General features: G+C 62.1%; 17 protein-coding genes. 8 read left to right on the top strand and 9 right to left on the bottom strand.

Annotated elements, in window-relative coordinates; translation table 11 throughout:
• Positions 1–22 precede the first annotated feature (22 nt).
• From LG281_RS16665 to LG281_RS16650, 4 genes are read left to right on the top strand one after another with little or no spacing between them, the layout of a single operon-like run.
• Entirely contained in the window at positions 23–913 is an 891-nt protein-coding gene (locus LG281_RS16665) for a metallophosphoesterase family protein (protein ID WP_404402688.1), read from the top strand.
• A gap of 8 nt (positions 914–921) precedes the next feature.
• Positions 922–2253 carry a hypothetical protein gene (locus LG281_RS16660; RefSeq protein WP_404402686.1) on the top strand — a complete coding sequence of 444 codons (1332 nt, stop codon included), beginning with the start codon at positions 922–924 and terminating at the stop codon, positions 2251–2253.
• A complete protein-coding gene (murD, locus tag LG281_RS16655) occupies positions 2243–3535 on the top strand; it encodes a UDP-N-acetylmuramoyl-L-alanine--D-glutamate ligase (protein WP_404402684.1) in 1293 nt (430 codons plus the stop codon). The genes LG281_RS16660 and murD overlap by 11 nt, the downstream gene beginning before the upstream one ends.
• Positions 3532–3858: a DMT family transporter gene (locus LG281_RS16650; RefSeq protein WP_404402682.1), complete on the top strand. Its 327-nt coding sequence runs from the start codon at positions 3532–3534 to the stop codon at positions 3856–3858. The genes murD and LG281_RS16650 overlap by 4 nt, the downstream gene beginning before the upstream one ends.
• Before the next feature lie 150 nt (positions 3859–4008).
• On the opposite strand, the gene LG281_RS16645 is transcribed toward LG281_RS16650, so the two are convergent.
• From LG281_RS16645 to LG281_RS16605, 9 genes are all read right to left on the bottom strand, one after another.
• Positions 4009–4290 (bottom strand): hypothetical protein, encoded by a 282-nt coding sequence (locus tag LG281_RS16645; RefSeq protein WP_404402680.1) that lies wholly within the window; start codon positions 4288–4290, stop codon positions 4009–4011.
• Between the two features lie 24 nt (positions 4291–4314).
• A complete protein-coding gene (locus LG281_RS16640) occupies positions 4315–5430 on the bottom strand; it encodes a glycosyltransferase family 4 protein (RefSeq protein WP_404402678.1) in 1116 nt (371 codons plus the stop codon).
• A 220-nt stretch (positions 5431–5650) separates the two neighbouring features.
• Complete coding sequence (gene mce, locus LG281_RS16635; protein WP_404402676.1) at positions 5651–6064, bottom strand: methylmalonyl-CoA epimerase; 414 nt, start codon at positions 6062–6064, stop codon at positions 5651–5653.
• Complete coding sequence (gene scpA, locus LG281_RS16630) at positions 6061–8184, bottom strand: methylmalonyl-CoA mutase (protein ID WP_404402674.1); 2124 nt, start codon at positions 8182–8184, stop codon at positions 6061–6063. Before scpA ends, mce begins: the two co-directional genes overlap by 4 nt.
• Positions 8184–10184: an acetyl-CoA carboxylase biotin carboxylase subunit gene (gene accC, locus LG281_RS16625; protein WP_404402672.1), complete on the bottom strand. Its 2001-nt coding sequence runs from the start codon at positions 10182–10184 to the stop codon at positions 8184–8186. The genes scpA and accC overlap by 1 nt, the downstream gene beginning before the upstream one ends.
• A gap of 15 nt (positions 10185–10199) precedes the next feature.
• Positions 10200–10670, bottom strand: coding sequence for an MAPEG family protein (locus tag LG281_RS16620; RefSeq protein ID WP_404402670.1), 471 nt, complete (start codon positions 10668–10670; stop codon positions 10200–10202).
• A gap of 15 nt (positions 10671–10685) precedes the next feature.
• On the bottom strand, positions 10686–12218 hold the full coding sequence (locus LG281_RS16615; RefSeq protein WP_404402668.1) for an acyl-CoA carboxylase subunit beta: 1533 nt from the start codon (positions 12216–12218) through the stop codon (positions 10686–10688).
• Positions 12219–12384: 166 nt separating this feature from the next.
• Positions 12385–13374 (bottom strand): MDR family oxidoreductase, encoded by a 990-nt coding sequence (locus LG281_RS16610; protein ID WP_404402666.1) that lies wholly within the window; start codon positions 13372–13374, stop codon positions 12385–12387.
• Between the two features lie 84 nt (positions 13375–13458).
• Positions 13459–15237, bottom strand: coding sequence for a hypothetical protein (locus LG281_RS16605; protein WP_404402664.1), 1779 nt, complete (start codon positions 15235–15237; stop codon positions 13459–13461).
• 267 nt (positions 15238–15504) lie between these two features.
• On the opposite strand from LG281_RS16605, the gene LG281_RS16600 reads away from it, so the two are divergent.
• The 4 genes from LG281_RS16600 (at position 15505) to LG281_RS16585 (ending at position 19216) form a co-directional block, all read left to right on the top strand.
• Positions 15505–15963 carry a hypothetical protein gene (locus tag LG281_RS16600; RefSeq protein ID WP_404402662.1) on the top strand — a complete coding sequence of 153 codons (459 nt, stop codon included), beginning with the start codon at positions 15505–15507 and terminating at the stop codon, positions 15961–15963.
• Positions 15964–16448: 485 nt separating this feature from the next.
• On the top strand, positions 16449–16625 hold the full coding sequence (locus LG281_RS16595; protein ID WP_404402660.1) for a hypothetical protein: 177 nt from the start codon (positions 16449–16451) through the stop codon (positions 16623–16625).
• A 265-nt stretch (positions 16626–16890) separates the two neighbouring features.
• On the top strand, positions 16891–17712 hold the full coding sequence (gene otsB, locus LG281_RS16590; protein ID WP_404402658.1) for a trehalose-phosphatase: 822 nt from the start codon (positions 16891–16893) through the stop codon (positions 17710–17712).
• Entirely contained in the window at positions 17705–19216 is a 1512-nt protein-coding gene (locus LG281_RS16585; protein WP_404402656.1) for a trehalose-6-phosphate synthase, read from the top strand. The genes otsB and LG281_RS16585 overlap by 8 nt, the downstream gene beginning before the upstream one ends.
• Positions 19217–19220 lie beyond the last annotated feature (4 nt).

Genomic DNA, 19220 nt, shown 5'->3' with positions numbered 1-19220 from the left:
TCCACAGGCGCTAGCTGGCCCCATGATCACGCTCGCCCATATTTCCGACGTCCATCTGTCGCCCCTGCCCAGGGTGCATCCGCGCGAGTTGATGTCCAAGCGGATCACCGGCTACCTCAACTGGAAACTCAGACGCGGCAAACACATGCGCCGCGATACGCTCTCGGCACTCGTTGGGCACATGAAGAACCAGGCACCCGATATCATCGCAGTGACCGGCGACCTCGTAAACCTCGCGCTCGATGACGAAATCGACCGCGCTGCCAACTGGCTCGCCGCGCTCGGCAGCCCGGATTGCGTCTGTGCCATCCCCGGTAATCACGATGCCTACGTCAAGGGCGCCCTCGATACGGCGCTCAAACGTTATAATCGCTATATGTCCGGCGAACGGCTGGACGAAAGCCCATTCCCTTATGTCCGCCGCATTGGCAACGTCGCCCTGATCGGCGTGTCGAGTGCCATAACCACGCCTCCCCTGATCGCCGCCGGCCAGGTCGGCCACGGTCAGATCGGGCGTTTGTCGCGGCTTCTGGAGCTTTTGGGCGAAGCGAACTTCTTCCGCGTCGTCATGATCCATCACCCGCCCAGCGAGGCTCTTGGTCGGCAGAAGCGCAAGGGCTTATGGGATGCTCCCGCGTTCCGCTCCGCCATCGCCAGGCATGGCGCCGAATTGATTTTGCACGGCCACACCCACATATCTTCGGTTGGCGCGATTCCGGCCCCGGCAGGCGAGGTGCCCGTCGTCGGTGTCGCCTCGGCCTCCGCACCACCGGAAGATCATGGCGCGCCAGGACGATACAATCTCTTCGAGATCGAAAAGGTCGGTTCGATATGGACTTGCACCATGCGCGAATTCGGCTACCAGCGTATCGGCGACGAAATCGCCCTGCGTCTGCAAATGCGTATTTGTTAGGGCCTGACGTGACCGAAACCTTCACCATCGACGCGCCACACTTCGATCCCGCCACAGGCGAGGCCGTCTTTTCCTATCGTCTGGACGATCTTCACTTCGCCGAGCGTCTCGAATTCCCCCATGCCGGCCTCGATACCGGCGCGTCCGCGACCCCGGCTTTCACTCAGCTCCTCGCACTCACCGCAGCCGTCCTCGGCGTGAGCTATTACAAGCTCAAGGCACCCTTCGAGATCGATATTTCCGCTCTCGCGCTCCCCCCAAGCGCGAAGGATTTCCTCCTCGACGTCTACGAAAACGGCCTCGGTGAATTCTTCGCCCGCAACGCGCTCAGCCGCTACGGCAAGCTCGATTTCATCGGAGAAGTCGTCACCCACGACTTGGTACGCCCCAACCTCCCGGACCGCGCCCTGGTTCTCGTCGGCGGCGGCAAGGATTCCCTCGTCAGCGTCGACCTTCTCGAACGCGCCGGCGCCGACATGACACTCTTCGCCGTCAACCCCAAGGGTCCCATCGCCACCTCCGCCGAGCGGGCCGGACACGACCTCATCGCCGTCCGCCGTACGCTCGACCCGGAAATGATCCGCCTGGGCAACGCGCCGGGCTATTACAACGGCCACGTCCCCTCGACCGCGATCAATTCCATGATCGCCAGCCTCGCCGCAATCCTCTACGGCTACAATGCCATCGTCCTCTCCAACGAGCGCTCCGCGAGCGAGGGCAACGTCGTCTTCGATGGCCGCGAGGCGAACCATCAGTATTCCAAATCCCTCGCCTTCGAGGGTCGCATCAAGACGATGCTCGCAAGCGTGACCGGCGGCGCACTCGATTACTACTCGCTTCTGCGCCCATATTCCGAAGCCCGCATCGCGCAGCTTTTCGCCCGCACCACCCGCTTCGACGACGTCTTCTCAAGTTGCAACCGCAATTTCCGCCTCTCCGGCCATGACGGTCCGCTCTGGTGCGGTGCATGCCCCAAATGTCATTTCGTCTTCCTCATCTTCGCCCCGCAGATGAACCGCACCCGCCTCGAGACGATCTTTGGCCAAAACGTCCTGGATAATCCCGACAACATTCCCGCCTACCGCGAACTGACCGGCCTTTCCGGCCACAAACCCTGGGAATGCGTTGGTGAAATCCTCGAGGCCGCCGCCTGCCTCTGGGCTATCGCCGTCCACCCCGACTGGCGCGAAACGTCAGTCGTCAAAACACTCAAGCCCGACCTCGAGGCCTTCTACGGCCCGGACCGCCTCATATCGGCCTACGCCGAAGCCATGACCGACAGCACCGAACACCTCATTCCGGCTCACATCTTCGACAAGGTCGCCCCTCATGCGCATTAACGGCCCTGTCCTCATCTACGGCGCTGGCCGGGAAGCGCGCTCCACCGCAGCTTTCCTCAAAAAGCGCTACCCGGCGCTGGACCTTTTCGTCACCACCGATGATGGCGTCGCAGAACTCCCCGGCGCCACCTTCATCTCGCCCCGTGAAGCCCGAGACGTGACGCGTTTCGGTCTGATCGTCAAAAGCCCCGGCGTCTCGCTCTACAAGCCCTTCTTCGACACCGTCCGCGCCGCCGGCATACCGATCACCTCCAACCTCAACCTCTGGGCCACCCATTTCCGCGAAGACCGCACGGTCGTCGCTATCACCGGCACCAAGGGCAAATCGACCACCGCGACGCTCGTCCATCTGATGCTGATCCATTCGGGCGTCGATGCCATCCTCGCGGGCAATGTTGGCATTCCTCCGCTCGACGCCGCCGACAAGGCGAAAGTGATCGTCTTCGAGCTCTCCTCCTACCAGACCGCCGATATCGCCTTCGCCCCCGATATCGCCGCGCTCACCAACCTTTATCCTGAACACGTCGACTGGCACGGAAGCGTCGAGCGCTACTACGCCGACAAGCTCAATCTCTTCGCCCGCAGCCCGGCAAAAATCGCGCTCGGCAAACAGGCCGCAGCAGCCGCGCCGGTGAGCACGGCCATCGCCAAAGGCAGCGAACCGGTCTCCCCGCTCTCCGCGGATTTCGAAACCGAGATCGAAAACGCCGCCGCGACCTCCCGCCTTAAAGGCGCGCACAATCACGAAAACGCCCGCCTTGCCGCCATGATCGCGCTGGCAGCCGGCGCGACCCGGCGAGGTATTCTCGCCGGCATCGCCGCCTTCAAGCCTCTGCCCCACCGGCTCGAAGAACTCACCCTCGGTAACCTCGTGTTCATCGATGATTCCATCTCGACCACCCCCGAAGCCACGAAGGCCGCCCTCGCCGCCTACAAGGGCAAGCGCATCGCCCTGATCGCCGGTGGTCACGAGCGCCAGCAGGACTACACCGAGCTTGCCGGTCTGCTGGCAGATGCTGGCGTCGTCATGCTGTGCTGCCTGCCCGTCACAGGCACTCGGCTCGCCAAAGCCGTCCGCGCTGCCGCTCCGCACATCCCCGTCGCCGAATGCCGTTCGCTCGAAAGCGCCGTCCAGATGCTCGCGGGCACTGGCACCCTGTTCGACGCCGTCATCCTCTCCCCCGGCGCCCCGAGCTATAACCAGTTCACCAATTTCGAGGAGCGCGGCGAGGCGTTCAAGATGCTGGCGAGGGCTTATTTCCCTGGTGGGGAGCGGCCATGATTTATCTTTACCTGCTTATCGCCATCGTGTGCGAGGTCATCGGCACCACGGCGCTCAAAGCTGCTGAAGGCTTCACCCGACCACTACCGAGCCTCGTTGTCGCGATCGGCTATGCCGGCGCCTTCTTCTTTCTCTCCCTGACGCTGAAAACCCTGCCCGTCGGCATAGCCTACGCCATCTGGTCCGGCCTCGGCGTCGTCCTGATCGCGCTCGCCGGCTGGGCGCTATACGGCCAGACCCTCGACCCACCCGCGATCATCGGCATGACGCTGATCATTGCTGGGGTATTGGTCCTCAACCTGTTCTCGCATGTGGGGCATTAGGGCGGGCTCTATGGCTTGACCGGAAACGCCAGATGCTTGGCTCGATCGGTCGTCCTTGCCATTTCAAGAAGCACCGCCAGCCAACCATCCGTTCCTCCAAACGGTAATTGCCATCTTGGAGTCAGATGGGGCCAGTTCGCCCACTCAGCCCTAAAAAAGCCCGTCGAACTTGGCGTACTGCTTTTCAAGCTCCTTCCGCCGCGCATCGACTTCGGCCTGCAGGCGCGTTTGCGCGCCCTGCGCCGCCAACTCGCCGATCCCCTGGATCTGGATATTGGCAGCGGCCTGAAACCCGGACATGAGCGCCTGGGATTGCGCCTGAAAATCGGCGATCATCTCTTTACGCTTGAGACGGGCAGCTTCCATCTGGTCCCACGCAGACGGCTTGGGAAACCAGTTCATCTTCTTGTAGTAACCGCCCACACTGCTCATAGAGGCAATGATACGGGCGGCACGTTAACGCCCGGTTAGCAATTTTGCCTCTTGGTCCTGCGCGCCCGCAAGGCGCCAGTCTATGACCGGCATCTGGGCCAGGAATTGTGCCGAACTTTCCTCCCACGAAAACCCGCTTGCATAGTCACGGCACGCATCGCGGTCTATCGCGAGCGCGTCGAGCGCCGCCCGGCGCAGATCGGTATCGAGCACCCCGAGCCCCGAATCCCCGACCACGTCCAGCGGCCCCGGCACGGGATAAGCCGCCACAGGCGTCCCCGATGCCAGCGCCTCGAGCAATACCAGCCCGAACGTGTCGGTCCGGCTGGGGAAGACGAAAACGTCCGCCGACGCAAAATAGGTCGCCAGCTCGGTCCCCTGAAGATGCCCTGTGAAAACGGCGCCGGGATAGTCCCGTTCGAGCCGGCTGCGCGAAGGCCCGTCTCCCACCACGACCTTGGTGCCCGGCAAATCGAGCGCAAGGAAATCCTCAACGCTCTTTTCCACCGCGACACGCCCGACATAAAGGAACACCGGTCCCTTGAGCCCCAGATCGGTTCTCTTGTCGGGATTGAAAAGCTGCGCATCCACCCCGCGCGACCAGATCACCGTATTGGCGATCCCCCGCGCCGCCAGCCGGTCGGCCATCGTCCGGGTCGGCACGAGACACACGTCGGCGGCCTCATGGAACCAGCGCATATAGCCATAGGACCACCCCAGCGGCACCGGCAGCCGTGCCCGGATATATTCGGGAAACTGCGTATGATAGCAGGTCGAAAACGGTAGCCCGTTCTTGATGCAGAACCGGCGGACGTGCGCGCCGAGCGGCCCTTCGGTGGCAATATGGATCGTATCGGGCTTCAGCGCCCTGATCGTCTTGCGGACATTCCGGGGATTGACGAGGCACAGCCGGATTTCGCCGTAGCTCGGCATCGGCACCGTCCAGAACCCCTCCGGCGACAGCACATTGACCGTCAGCCCGCGGGCCCACAGGTCCTCGCGCAGCCGTTCGAGCGAGCGCACCACGCCGTTGACCTGAGGATGCCAGGCGTCCGTCACGAGCAGCACAGATTGGATCGCCTGCCACGGCGCGCGGCCGGCGCTCACAACTGTCCGATCGCTCTCGACTTCGTGAACCAATACCGGCTCCGCTCTTCCCTCGCCGCCCAAAACCCCATTTCCTTGCACGAGCGCCCCGCGCAGGGTCCACATCCGCGCTTTAACATCACCGGGTCAAGCCCAAAATAAGCCCGCCGTCAGGGGGCGCACGTTTTTCTGCGGCAAGAGCCCGATTAGAGAATACTCTAAGAGCCTGATTTATAAGTCGCCGACCCTCAGCCGCCGACTTTTAAATCGGGCTCTAAGCCTCGGTAACTTCCTCAAGCTCGATCAGCGTACCGTTGAAATCCTTGGGATGCAAAAACAGCACCGGCCGGCCATGCGCGCCGATCTTGGGTAGCCCGTCCCCCAGAATCCGCGCGCCCGCCGAAACGAGCCTCCGCGCCGCCGCATGGATATCCGCAACCTCGAAGCAAATGTGATGCATTCCCCCCTCGGGGTTGTTATCGAGGAATCTGGCAATCGGAGAATCCGCTCCCAGCGGTTCGAGCAGTTCCACCTTGCTGTTGCCCGTATCGACGAAAACCACTGTCACCCCATGCTCCGGCAATGCCTGCGGCTCGGACACCATCGCTCCCAGCAGGTCACGATATTTCGCTGTAGCGGCAGCAAGGTCCGGGACGGCAATCGCAATATGGTTAAGCCAGCCGATCATCGGTTCGAGAGCTTCCCTTCGATCCGGTCGATAACCGCGAAAGCCGCGTCGAGCACATTCGTCCCCGGCCCGAAGATATCGCTCACACCCACCTCCCGCAGGAAGTCATAATCCGCGCTGGGAACGACCCCGCCCACGAACACCGTGACGTCCTCCAAATCGCGGTCCGAAAGCGCGCGCATCAATTCAGGCACCAGCGTCTTATGCCCCGCCGCCAGCGAGGACACACCGACCGCATCCACATTGAAATCGTCCGCATGTGCCGCAACTTCCGGTGGCGTCTCGAACAGCGCACCCATATGCACCGTAAACCCCATATCGGCGAACGCCGTGGCGATCACCTTGGCGCCCCGGTCGTGCCCATCCTGCCCCATCTTCGCGATATAAATCGCCGGCGCGCGGGTGTGCAGTCCCTTGAACGCATCGACCCGCCGCCTGGCCTCGGCAAATTGCGGGTCGCCCTTATAAGCCTCCGCATAAACCCCCGAAAGCACCCGCGTTACCGCATCGTACCGCCCATAAACGTCCTCGAGTGCCTGCGAAATCTCCCCCAACGTCGCCCGCTTTCGCGCCGCGTCGATGGCGGCATAAAGCAGGTTCCCCTCGTTCATTGCCGCATATTCCTTGAGCGCCGCCAGCGCCGACTGGCAAGCTGTCTCGTCCCGGCTCTCCTTGACGTGCTTGAGTCGCGCAATCTGCGCCGCCCGCACCCTGGCATTGTCGATATCGAGTGTCTCGATTGGATCCTCAGCTTCGAGCCGATACCGGTTGACCCCAACGATCACTTCCTCGCCCCGGTCAACCTTCGCCTGCCGGATCGCCGCCGCCTCCTCGATCCTGAGCTTGGGTGCCCCTGATTGCACCGCTTGGGTCATCCCGCCCGCAGCCTCGACCTCGGCAATGAGCGCCTGTGCCTGAGCAACCAGCTCGTCTGTCAGCGCCTCCACATAATACGACCCGCCCAGCGGATCGACCACGTCAGTCACCTTCGTCTCATGCTGCAGGATGAGCTGCGTGTTCCGCGCGATCCGCGAGGATGTCTCGGTCGGCAGCGCAATTGCCTCGTCGAACGAATTGGTATGCAGCGATTGCGTCCCCCCGAGCACCGCCGCCAGCGCCTCATACGCCGTGCGCACGACATTGTTGTAAGGGTCCTGCTCGGTCAACGATACGCCGGACGTCTGGCAATGCGTCCGCAACATCTTCGAACGCGGATCCTTCGCGCCCAGATCCGTCATGATCTTCGCCCAGAGCGTCCGCGCAGCGCGCAGCTTCGCCACCTCGACGAAGAAGTTCATCCCGATCCCGAAAAAGAACGAGAGCCGCGGCGCGAATGCGTCGATATCGAGCCCGCGTCCAACCGCCGCCCGGACGTATTCCATCCCGTCCGCCAGCGTATAGGCCAGCTCCTGCACCGCCGTCGCACCGGCCTCGTGCATATGGTAGCCCGAAATCGATATCGAGTTGAATTTCGGCATGTATTCCGCCGTATGCGCGATAATATCGCCCACAATCCGCATCGAGGGTTCCGGCGGATAGATGTAGGTGTTGCGGACCATGAACTCTTTGAGAATATCGTTCTGAATGGTCCCCGAAAGCTGCGCCTCGGCCACACCCTGTTCTTCCGCCGCAACGATGAACATCGCAAGCACGGGCAGCACCGCCCCGTTCATCGTCATCGAAACGCTCATCTCATCGAGCGGAATACCGTCAAAAAGGATCTTCATGTCCTCGACGCTGTCGATGGCCACCCCGGCTTTCCCGACGTCGCCCACCACCCGCGGATGATCCGAATCGTACCCCCGATGCGTCGCCAGATCGAACGCCACCGAAAGCCCCTTCTGTCCCCGCTCGAGCGCCTGCCGATAGAACCGGTTGCTCTCCTCGGCGGTCGAAAACCCCGCATACTGCCGGATCGTCCAGGGCCGGTTGGCATACATCGTCGCCCGGATCCCCCGCGTAAACGGCTCCACGCCCGGGATCGCCTGCGCCGGGTCATCCCCGAAATAAACCGGCTCGACAGGTAGCCCCCCATAGTCCCGCGAAAGCGCATCGACACCCTTGCCGTTAAGCTCCTGCTCGGCCAGCTTGCGCCAGATATTGCGGGGGTCGTCGGCCATCACACCGCCTCGAACTCCATGATCACCGCATCGACCGCGAGCACATCCCCAGCGACCGCATTGACCTTCGCCACCTTCGCCCGCCGCTCGGCGCGCAGGACGTTCTCCATCTTCATCGCCTCGACAATCGCGAGCGGCTGCCCGTCCTCGACGATATCGCCCTCGGCCACATCGAGCCGGATCACCTGCCCCGGCATCGGACACAGCAAAAACTTGCTCATATCCGGCGGCGATTTTTTCGGCATGTGCCGCATCAGATCGGCCACATGCGGCAGCACCACCTTGGCGGTCAAATCCGCCCCCCGATACCGCATCCGGAACCCCGATGTGATCCTATCCATTCGCACGTAAAGTGTCTTCCCGTCGATCTCCGTCGCCGCCACCGACGCGCCCGGCTGCCACCCGTCCTCGATCAGAAGCGGCTGTCCGTCGCTCGTCATCAGCACGAAGGATTCATCGGATTTAGGGATCGAAAAGTCCCACCGCCGATCCCCGATCAGCACCGACCGTTCCGTTGTCATATGCTGCTGCGTCATCGCGCCGGGATCTGCGAACCCGCGCGTTTCAAGCTGAAACGCCGCCCGGCACGCCAACGCCGCCATGGTCAGCATCGTATCCTCATCGAGCCGCGCGCCCGTAAAGCCCTCGGGAAATTCCTCGGCAATGTAGTTCGTCGTAAGGTGCCCGTCCCGGAACCGCTCCTGCTGCATCACGGTGGCGAGGAACGGAACGTTGTTCCCTACCCCGTCGATATCGAACTGGTCGAGCGACACCGCCAGTCCGTCAATCGCCTCAAGCCGCGACGGCGCCCAGGTGATAAGCTTGGCGATCATCGGATCGTAGTACGGCGAAATCTCCGCCCCCTCGAAAACCCCGGTATCGTTGCGCACCACAAGCTGCGCCGACGCCTCCTCGGTCGGCGGCCGATAGCGCCTCAACCGCCCCGTCGAGGGCAGGAAATTCCGATAGGGATCCTCCGCATAAATCCGCGCCTCAACGGCCCAGCCATTGAGCGTCACCTCTTCCTGCTTGATCGAAAGCGCCTGCCCGTCGGCGATCTTGAGCATCTCCTCGACAAGGTCGATCCCTGTCACCAGCTCGGTCACCGGATGCTCCACCTGCAGCCGCGTGTTCATCTCGAGAAAGTAGAAATTCTTCTCCTTGTCGACGATGAACTCCACCGTCCCCGCGCTCACATAATTGACCGCCTTGGCCAGCGCGACGGCCTGTTCGCCCATCTTCGCGCGCGTCTCGGCGTCAAGAAACGGCGATGGCGCCTCCTCGATCACCTTCTGATTGCGCCGCTGGATCGAACACTCGCGTTCGCCCAACGAAATGCAGTTCCCCTGCCCGTCAGCCAGCACTTGAATTTCGATATGCCGCGGCTCCTCGATAAACTTCTCGATGAAGATCCGGTCGTCCCCAAACGACGACGCGGCCTCCGATTTCGCCCGCTCGAAGCCCTCCTTGACCTCTTTGTCGGACCGCGCCACCCGCATCCCCTTGCCCCCGCCCCCGGCGGACGCCTTGATCATCACGGGATACCCGATCTTCTTGGCGATCTTCACCGCCTCGGCGGCATCGGCGATCACCTCCATATGCCCCGGAACGGTCGAAACCCCGGCCTCGGCGGCGATTGTCTTGGAGGTAATCTTATCCCCCATCGCCTCGATGGCCTTGACCGGTGGCCCGATAAAATAAATCCCCTCCTGCCGCAGCCGTTCGGCAAACGCGGCATTTTCCGACAAAAACCCATACCCCGGATGCACCGCCACCGCGCCGGTCTCCCGGCACGCGGCGACGATTTTATCGATATCGAGATAAGACTGCCCCGCCGGCGCCGCCCCGATATGCACGGCCTCATCGGCCATCTTGACGTGCAACGCATCCTTATCGGCATCCGAGAAGACCGCCACAGTCTCGACGCCCATTTTCCGCGCGGTCTTGATGATCCGGCAGGCGATTTCACCGCGATTGGCTATGAGGATTTTGGGGAACATGCGTGCAGCCTCGCGCTATAGCGGTCCATGAGTGGCAATGGCCACCACCAGAACGTGCACGGCCATGTAGATAACGATGAGAGAACCCACCGTGTACGGCACAGATCGCACTTCATGCGATTGCGCGGTGGCGTAAGCGAGCGTGTGCAGGATCCGAGCGACAACGAAACCATACATGAGCAATTGTGCAAGAATAAGTGGTGGTGCGACGAATACGAACAGCAGCCCAATGGCCAGGAAGGCTGGAATATTCTCGATATCGTTGCGATGCATGCGCCGTGATCGGTCGACGTAATCGTTATAGTCGGTTTGGCCGGGCTTGGGGTCCGGATTGAAAGGGCCAGCCTTTGCATCTTCAGGGCTGGCGAAGCCAGACCTGATCTTCATCATCCGATAGACCGTTATCCATCCTTGGCCCATAAGTTTGATAACCATCAGTGCGGCTGAGATCGCGAAGGTCGCGAAAACCGGATTATCCAACGTCACGTTACCTATACCCCCTCACAACGGAATATTCCCGTGCTTCTTCACCGGCACATCCACCTTCTTGTGCCGCAGCGTCTCGAATGCCCGCGCCACCCGCCGCCGTGTCGAATGCGGCATGATCACATCGTCGATGAACCCCCGCTCCGCCGCCACGAACGGATTGGCGAACCGCGCCTCATATTCCGCCGTCCGCGCCGCGATTTTCTCCGCATCGCCCAGCTCCGAGCGATACAAAATCTCCGTCGCCCCCTTGGCCCCCATCACCGCGATTTCCGCGCTCGGCCAGGCATAGTTCACATCCGCCCGGATATGCTTTGAGGCCATAACGTCATACGCCCCGCCATAAGCCTTGCGCGTAATCACCGTCACCTTGGGCACCGTCGCCTCTGCGTAGGCGAACAAGAGCTTAGCCCCATGCTTGATGATCCCGCCATATTCCTGCGCCACCCCGGGCAAGAACCCCGGCACGTCCACAAACGTCAAAACCGGAATATCGAAGCAGTCGCAAAACCGGATGAACCGCGCCGCCTTCTTGCTCGCCGCAATATCGAGACACCCCGCCAGCACCAGCGGCTGATTGGCGATCACCCCCACCGTCTGCCCGTCGAGCCGGATGAACCCCACGAGAATATTGCCCGCGTGATCCTTCTGGAGCTCCAGAAACTCCCCCTCGTCGGCAATTTTCTCGATCACCTCGCGCATGTCGTAGGGCACATTGGCGTTCTCGGGCACCAGCGTATCGAGGCTGTCTTCGCGCCGGTCGATCTGGTCGTTGGTCTCAACCTTTGGCGCCTTCTCCCGCGCCGAAAGCGGCAGATAATCGAAGAGCCGCCGCACCTCCAAAAGCGTCTCGATGTCGTTCTCAAACGCCGCATCCGCGACAGAGGAAATCTTCGTATGCGTCGAGGCCCCGCCCAGTTCCTCATGCGTCACCGCCTCGTTGGTGACGGTCTTGACCACGTCCGGCCCGGTCACGAACATGTAGCTCGTATCCCGCACCATATAGATGAAATCCGTCATCGCCGGCGAATAGACCGCCCCGCCCGCGCACGGCCCCATGATCACCGAGATCTGCGGCACCGCGCCCGAAGCCTGCACATTGCGCCAGAAGACCTCGGCATACCCCCCGAGCGACGCCACGCCCTCCTGTATCCGCGCGCCCCCGGAATCGTTGAGCCCGATCACCGGCGCCCCGTTCTGCACCGCCAGATCCATGATCTTGCAGATCTTCTGCGCATGCGTTTCCGAGAGTGACCCGCCGAAAACGGTAAAATCCTGCGAAAAGACGTAAGCGAGCCGCCCGTTGATCGTACCCCAGCCGGTCACCACCCCATCCCCGGGGATCACCTGCTCGGCCATGCCGAAATCGGTAGCCCGGTGCGCGACGAACATGTCGTATTCTTCAAAGCTACCCGGATCGAGCAGCACGTCGATCCGCTCGCGCGCGGTCAGCTTGCCCTTGGCGTGTTGTGCGTCGATCCGGCGCTGCCCACCGCCCTGCCGGGCCTGCTCCCGCCGTGCCTCAAGCGCATTGATGACGTCCTGCATGGCTGCCCCTCTGCCGTTTCCCTTAGAACCCAACCGATAATTCGGCGGTTGAGGACTGGCGAGGGATTTTTGTTCAGGACAAGACCCGCCAGGCCGACCCGTCCGAATTTTCGGTTGGGTTCTTAACTTTAACCCGCATCGTGGTTAAAGCCAGATGAAATGCGGGCTACGCAGCCAGCTTTACAACCACCTTGCCGCGCACCTGCCCGGCCAGAATGTCCCCGGCAAGCCGCGGCAGATCCTCAAGCCGCGCCTCCTGCGTCATCTCCTCATAGACCTTGGACGAAAATAGCGACGTCAGCCGCTCCCAGGCCCCCACCCGCGCGGCGATGGGTTGCATCACGCTATCGATTCCCGCAAGCGTGATTCCTCTCAGGATGAAGGGGATAACGGTCGCGTTCCAGCTGTCGCCCGCGGCCAGCCCGATCGCCGCGACGGCACCACCAGGCTTGATCTGCTTGAGCAACTCGCCCAGCGGCGCCCCGCCCACCGTATCGACCGCGCTCGCCCAGCGCGGCGAGACCAGTTTCTTCCCGGTCCCTTCGAGTACGTCCCGGCCGACGACCTCCGCGGCCCCGAGCCGCATCAGAGGCTCGGCGAGTTCGGGCCGGCCCGTCATCGCGTACACTTTGTAGCCAAGCCGTCCGAGCAAATGCGTTGCAATCGAGCCGACCCCACCGCCGGCCCCTGTAACGAGGATATCCCCGTCGCCGGGTTTGACACCTTCGGCCTTGAGCCGGTTGACCGCCAGCATCGCCGTCAGCCCGGCGGTGCCAAGCACCATCGCATCGCGCGTCGAAAGTTTCCGGGGCAATGGCACCAGCCAGTCGCCCTTGACGCGAGCCCGGGTCGCAAAGCCGCCCCAGTGGATTTCGCCCACCCGCCAGCCTGTAAGGATCACCGCCTGCCCGGGATGATAGCGTCCATCCCGGCTCTCGATTACCCGTCCCGCGAAATCGACCCCGCCGACATGCGGATAATCGCGCACCAGTCCGCCCTGCCCGGTCAGCACCAATCCATCCTTGTAATTGAACCCGGCCCACTCGACCCCGACCAGAACGTCGCCCTCCGGCAAGCTGGTTTCGCGCATTTCCTCGATCGCCGAGGCGACGTTGCCACTCGCATCTTTGTGCGTCACCAGTGCTCTGAATACCATCGCTTTGCCCTCCTCGCAGTTTCCCCATCTGAACGCGATTGGTGGATCGCGTCCAGATGAACAAGAAGCCAAAGTGCAATTGGTTCAAAACGGATTGGCCAACCGATCGAGCGGCACCCCGGCTTGCGAAATTCCGTTGCTCAATTCGAGCAGAACCGCCGGATCGCCCGTCACCTGCCGCAGGGCCGGCATAATCCCCAGTCGCCGGTAACTCTCGACCGCCAGAAGGCGCGGGAGATACGTATCGATGATCTCCGAATTCCGCGTCTGCCCCCCGATCGCGACCATCACCGCGGTGCCGAAGCGGGGATAGGCACGGATCATCTCATGGGCATGGTCCAGCGCAGTATCGTACTCACCGTTGCGTAAAGCCCAGAGCGCGGGAACGAAGTGGAAGCGCGGCGGCGGATCCGGGTCGGCGCTCAACGCCACATCCGACCGCTCGAGCGCCAGTGCCCAATTATTCGTCTGCGCAAGCACCGTAGCGAAGTGCGCAAGCACATCGACGTCGGCCGGATTGAGTTGGAGCGCAGCATTGTATCGGTCCCGCGCCGAAAGATGATCGCTCGTGACCGCGGCGACGTGGGCATGCTGCGCCCAGACAAAGGCGCTCGTCGGAGCCAGCTCGGCCGCCAGCGCCGATTGTCTCCCGGCCTGGGCGAGCAGATTCTGAGCCCCCAACAGATCGATTCCGACTGCGAACGCTTCATCTGCGGCGATGCTCGCGAGCATCGCGCCGGCTTCCCCCGCCCCCGCTTCCGACTGGGCATGCGCACTTGCGCACGCCTTGATGCGGATCGCCAGCGCACGGTCAAAGACTTCCTGATATTGCCTGAACGCAACCATGCACGGATAGGGCGCCAGTACGATTTCAGTCCCGTTTTCCTCTTCGAGCCACCGCCGCGCGGGCGCGTGCAAAACGCCCCTCGGACTCGCCAATCGCATGACGAAGTGCCGGGAAATATCGTCTAGCGACAACGTCACTTGTCCCCCGACCGCAGGCGCATTGATATCGAACGAGACCGGCTGCGCTTCGACGTCGGTGCGAGAGAGCAGCGCGCCATACTGCACACCGCCACCGGTGCGCCGCACGACGCCTGAAAGCACGAAGACGGGCCGGCCGCTAGCAAGTTCGGCTTCAGCGGCATCGGCCTGTGTTCCGCCATACCGCGCTTCGATATAAGGGAATTGATCGAGGTCGGTAACGAGTTCGACCGCCAATCCCGCAACGAGCGGCGCGCCCAGGGTATCGTTTGTGAGGTTCTCGAATTCCTCGACGATCACGAGCGGCACCTGTGGCTGCCCGTCGGACGGTACCACCACATCGTGTCGCGTGATGTTGGGCCAGAGAATAAGGCTCAGACCGATGAACAGCGCACCAAGCCCACCCACGAGCAGCAGAGTCTCAAAAAGAGGGCGGTGTTTGCGCGGCGGCTGCGCCCTCCCGAGGTCGGGCGGCATTGTTTCGGCCTGCACTTCGCTCGGAAGCGCGGCTTCAATCGGCAGGTCGGCTTCGAAAACGAACTCCGGCACATAGCGGCCCCTCGGCAGCGCAATCCGGACGGCGCGCGCCTGGCCCTTGATCGCATAATATTCCGCAAGCAGAGACCGGAGCCGCCGCGCCTGAACCCTTACGATAGGATCGGCTTGCGGATCGAAGTCTTCCTCTCGTCCGAAAACGTCAACGGCGATCGAATATGCCTTGATCGAGGCTTCGTCGCCCCGCAAACGCGCCTCGACGATATACGAGAGAAACGCCGCAAGCTGCGGCGAACGGCACAACACCTCCCATTCGAGCAATTCGCGCAAGGCAGCGCGAATTGCCTCCTCCTGTCCGGCGCTGAATGGTTCACCCCTTGGCACGGATTCCTCCTGCCTTGGGATGATCTTACGCGCCTTGATTTTACATGTAAATCGACCGGTAATTTTACCTGAGTTTACATCAACTAACGTGCCTGGCGCACCGTTTCTCCCGCATACGGCCCGCAACTGAAACGCCGGAGCATTTCTGCTTCCGGACTATAAATGCTGACCTCGGATGGGGCTCGGTTTTTACTTTGATGGCAGCTGCGATACGCGATGCGGGGTATGACACGCCGTTCCCCTCAGAAGGAGCGCTATCGCGCCGAGTTGGGGCTGATGACGCAATATGTTGAGAACAAGCCGGTTTTCGCGCTTGTCGACGACCATGTTCATTCCGCGCGGCAGCTTAGCCGCACGCTGAGCGCAGCGCCGGAGCCGGCCTTCCTTGTCTGGCTGGGAGGGGCGAACCGTGGCAAGCGTATCTTGATGGAAATTTTTACGGCCCGCCCGGAACGAACCCCGGACATGGTCATTGTGAATTTGAAAGGCTATTCGTCAGCAAGCGCAGAGTTCATTGCCGATATTGAAAAGCTCGTGCACAATGCAGACATTCCTATCGTGGCTTTGGCGTCGACACTGGACGCATCAACGCGGAACACGCTACTTGCCGCCGGGGCGAGTGCTGTTTTCGAACACCACGCCGATTTGGATGCGTATCGTCGCGAAATGGCCCAATTGACACGGTTTTGGGTGCGGGAAACCGCAACCTGGCCAATTCGGGCGTAACCACCGCGTCCCCGGTTACGTCCGATAGGGAGGAATGAGCTCCTGAATACGTCCCCCAAAGGTCGTGTTTGCATCCATTCCTCCCGCCTTTTTCAGCCGCATTCGGCGCTGACCTCCTCCCAAAACGGTTGATCGATCGGCGCCGGACGCAGGCACAGGTTGAATTTCTTCAATTTGAGCAGCCGCCAGACGAGAGGCGTATGATCCGAAACGTATCGCGGTTTGTTCCTCCCGAACTGCGATATGGAAAACAGCGGCCTTTAGCGTTCTCGGTCCTGTTTTCCGCTTCGGGGAGAGAGGTTTAGTTTGCCGACACGGCATCTACGTCCAACCTCTCTCCCCATCCCGTTTTCCCCAGACTCGACATACGGTGCGGCCCGGACTTGCATACCGGCGCGTCTTGGCGCATTCTCCCCACCTGCGGCGTTAATGGTTTCGCAACATGTCTTAAAAAGTTGCAAACCACGTGCAGGGAGGCCACCACGATGACTACGCCACGCATTGTCAGCCTTGCTGCCTTGGCGGCAAGTTTGCTGTTTATCGTCCTCACCATAACGCAGGCCAATGGTTTGACCGTCCCGAACGACGGGGCGGGACTTCAGGCGTTTTGTGATGTTGGCGGCAACGCTGAGTTCTGCACAAGCGCATCACTGATGCGTTAGCCCAAGGCCAGGCGGCAACACCCCTGTTTGGGGACATAAAGCGTTATCCTTGCTGTTATGACCCCCGCGCTTGCGCCGGGCGAAAAGCCGGTATGCGTCAGCGTGGCTTGGTCCCCAGGGCGATGTCTGCCATGCTTTTAGGCACGAGATTCGCCACGCTGAAAGCTTAAGCGATAGCCCCGGCACCGGTTGCGTGGAACCGGGCCAACATGCCGGGCATTTTCTCAACAAGGAGCATTTGGCAACTTTCGCCCGATCCGAGGTCATGACCGACACTCTTAACGCCATCCTGTCCACGCTTGAGGATCCGGTGGCGCTTTTCACCGATTTTGATGGCGTGCTCGTCGAAATCGCCCCAACGCCCGACGCTGTTGCGGTTCCGCCCGAACTGCCCCAACGGCTCGAAGCCCTTAACGATGCACTAGACGGCGCTTTCGCGGTGATCACCGGACGCCCCGTCGCCGAAGTCGATACCCTGCTCTCCCTATCGTTTCCCGTCGCCATATCCGGCAGCCACGGCGCCGAAACCCGCCGCGACGGTGCCATCGACCCCATCCCCCCCGAACTGACCGCCGCCGCGCGACAGATCGCGAGGCAAGCCGAAACCGCGTTGCAAGACATCCCGGGCATTCTCATTGAACCCAAGCCCGCGGGCGTCGCCGTCCATTACCGCGCCGCGCCCGAAAGCCGGGAGGATGCGCTTGCAGCCCTCAAAGCCGCGATCTCGGACAGGCCGGACTTCCACATCATCCACGGCAAGAAGGTCTTCGAAGCCCGCAGGAAAGGCGCCGACAAGGGCCGCGCCGTCACGCGATGGATGCGGCATCCCCCCTTTGCCGGTCGCATCCCGGTCTTCATCGGTGACGATATAACGGACGAGGACGCCTTCCGCGCGGTCCAATCCATGGGGGGCATCGGCATCAAGGTCGGCGAAGGCGAGACCGATGCACGCTTTCGTATTGCCGACGTCGCAACCGTTTACCATCTGTTTGACGTTGTCGTGCGCAAGGCACACGCAATGACTCAGGAAGGGCGCGCCGGGGCGTTCCCGCGCAGCGCCATGCAAGAGGCCAGCGAAAATGAGTAGACTCATCATCGTATCCAACCGCACTCCCGGGAAATCCCCCGCCGCCGGCGGCTTGGCCGTCGCGCTCAAGAAAGCTCTTTCGACGCGCGACGGCTTCTGGTTCGGCTGGTCGGGTTCCTTTTCCGAAAATCCGGAGAAAAAAGCGCGCTTCGAGACCATAGACGGCCTGAAGATCGGTCAGATCGACCTCACCCGCGCCGACCACGCCGCCTATTACGCGGGCTTTTCCAATTCCATCCTTTGGCCGGCCTTTCACCTGCGGCTCGATCTCACGGACATCCAGTCGCACTGGTATGAAGGCTACCGCCGCGTCAACGCCCAGTTCGCCGACGCCCTCGTCGCGGAGATCGAACCCGGCGACGTCATCTGGGTGCACGACTACCACCTGATCCCGCTGGCGACCGAATTGCGCCGCCGCAATATCCGCAACCGCATCGGGTTCTACCTGCACATTCCCTTCCCCACGCCCGATGCCTTGAACGCGATCCCACACCACGAGGACCTTCTGAAGGACCTTACCGCCTACGACCTCGTCGGCTTCCAGGCCCAGCGCGACCTCGTCGCCTTCAACGAATTCATCGCGCACGAGCTCATGGTCAAGGAAACCGGTGGTCAGCCGTTTGTTGTCGATCCCAGCAGTACTGTACTCGACGTTTTCCCCATCGGCTCCGATCCAGGCGCGTTCGCCAAACTCGGCAAAAGCCCCGCCGCGCAGAAGATGTACAACCGGGTCGCTCGTGGTCTCAACGGGCGCGCGCTCATCCTCGGCGTTGACCGGCTCGATTACTCCAAGGGCCTGCCCCAGCGCATCTCCGCTTACGAAAAGCTCCTCGAAAACAACGCCAACCTGCGCCGCACCGTCCACATGATCCAGATCGCGCCCCCCTCGCGCGACACGATCAAGGAATACCAGGTCATCTCCGACGAGCTCGACAGCGCCGTCGGCCGTGTCATCGGCAAGTTCTCCGAACCCGATTGGCTGCCGCTGACCTATGTCAAGCGCGCTTACGGCCAAGCCTCGCTTGCCGGTCTCTACCGCCTTGCCCGTGTCGGCCTCGTCACGCCATTGCGCGACGGCATGAACCTTGTCGCCCACGAATATGTCGGATCGCAGGATCCCGAGGACCCCGGCGTACTGGTCCTCTCGCGCTTCGCCGGCGCTGCTGAAATCTTCCACGACGCGCTGATCATCAACCCCTTCGATACCGACGAAACCGCCGAAGCCATGCGCAAGGCGCTCGTCATGCCGCTCAAAGAGCGCAAGCAGCGCTGGCGAAGCCTGATGGATGCAGCTCTCAAGCACAGCGTCGACAACTGGGCCGAAAGCTATCTCGACGCGCTCATGCACAGCCACGCAGCCGCACCTGGAGATGAGGACCTCCCCGGCCGGCCCCATCCGCGCACGCCGGCCCACCGCACCGCCGAACGCCCGCCCGCAGGCCGCGCCCCGTTCGGCTCTCGCATGCCCTTCTTCCCCTGGCTACGCTCGGTCTTCTCCTCATAAAACG

The sequence above is a fragment of the Pelagibacterium halotolerans genome (assembly GCF_044811015.1).
Classification (GTDB): Bacteria; Pseudomonadota; Alphaproteobacteria; order Rhizobiales; family Devosiaceae; genus Pelagibacterium; species Pelagibacterium halotolerans_A.
This window is presented reverse-complemented; position numbering and strand designations above follow the sequence as displayed.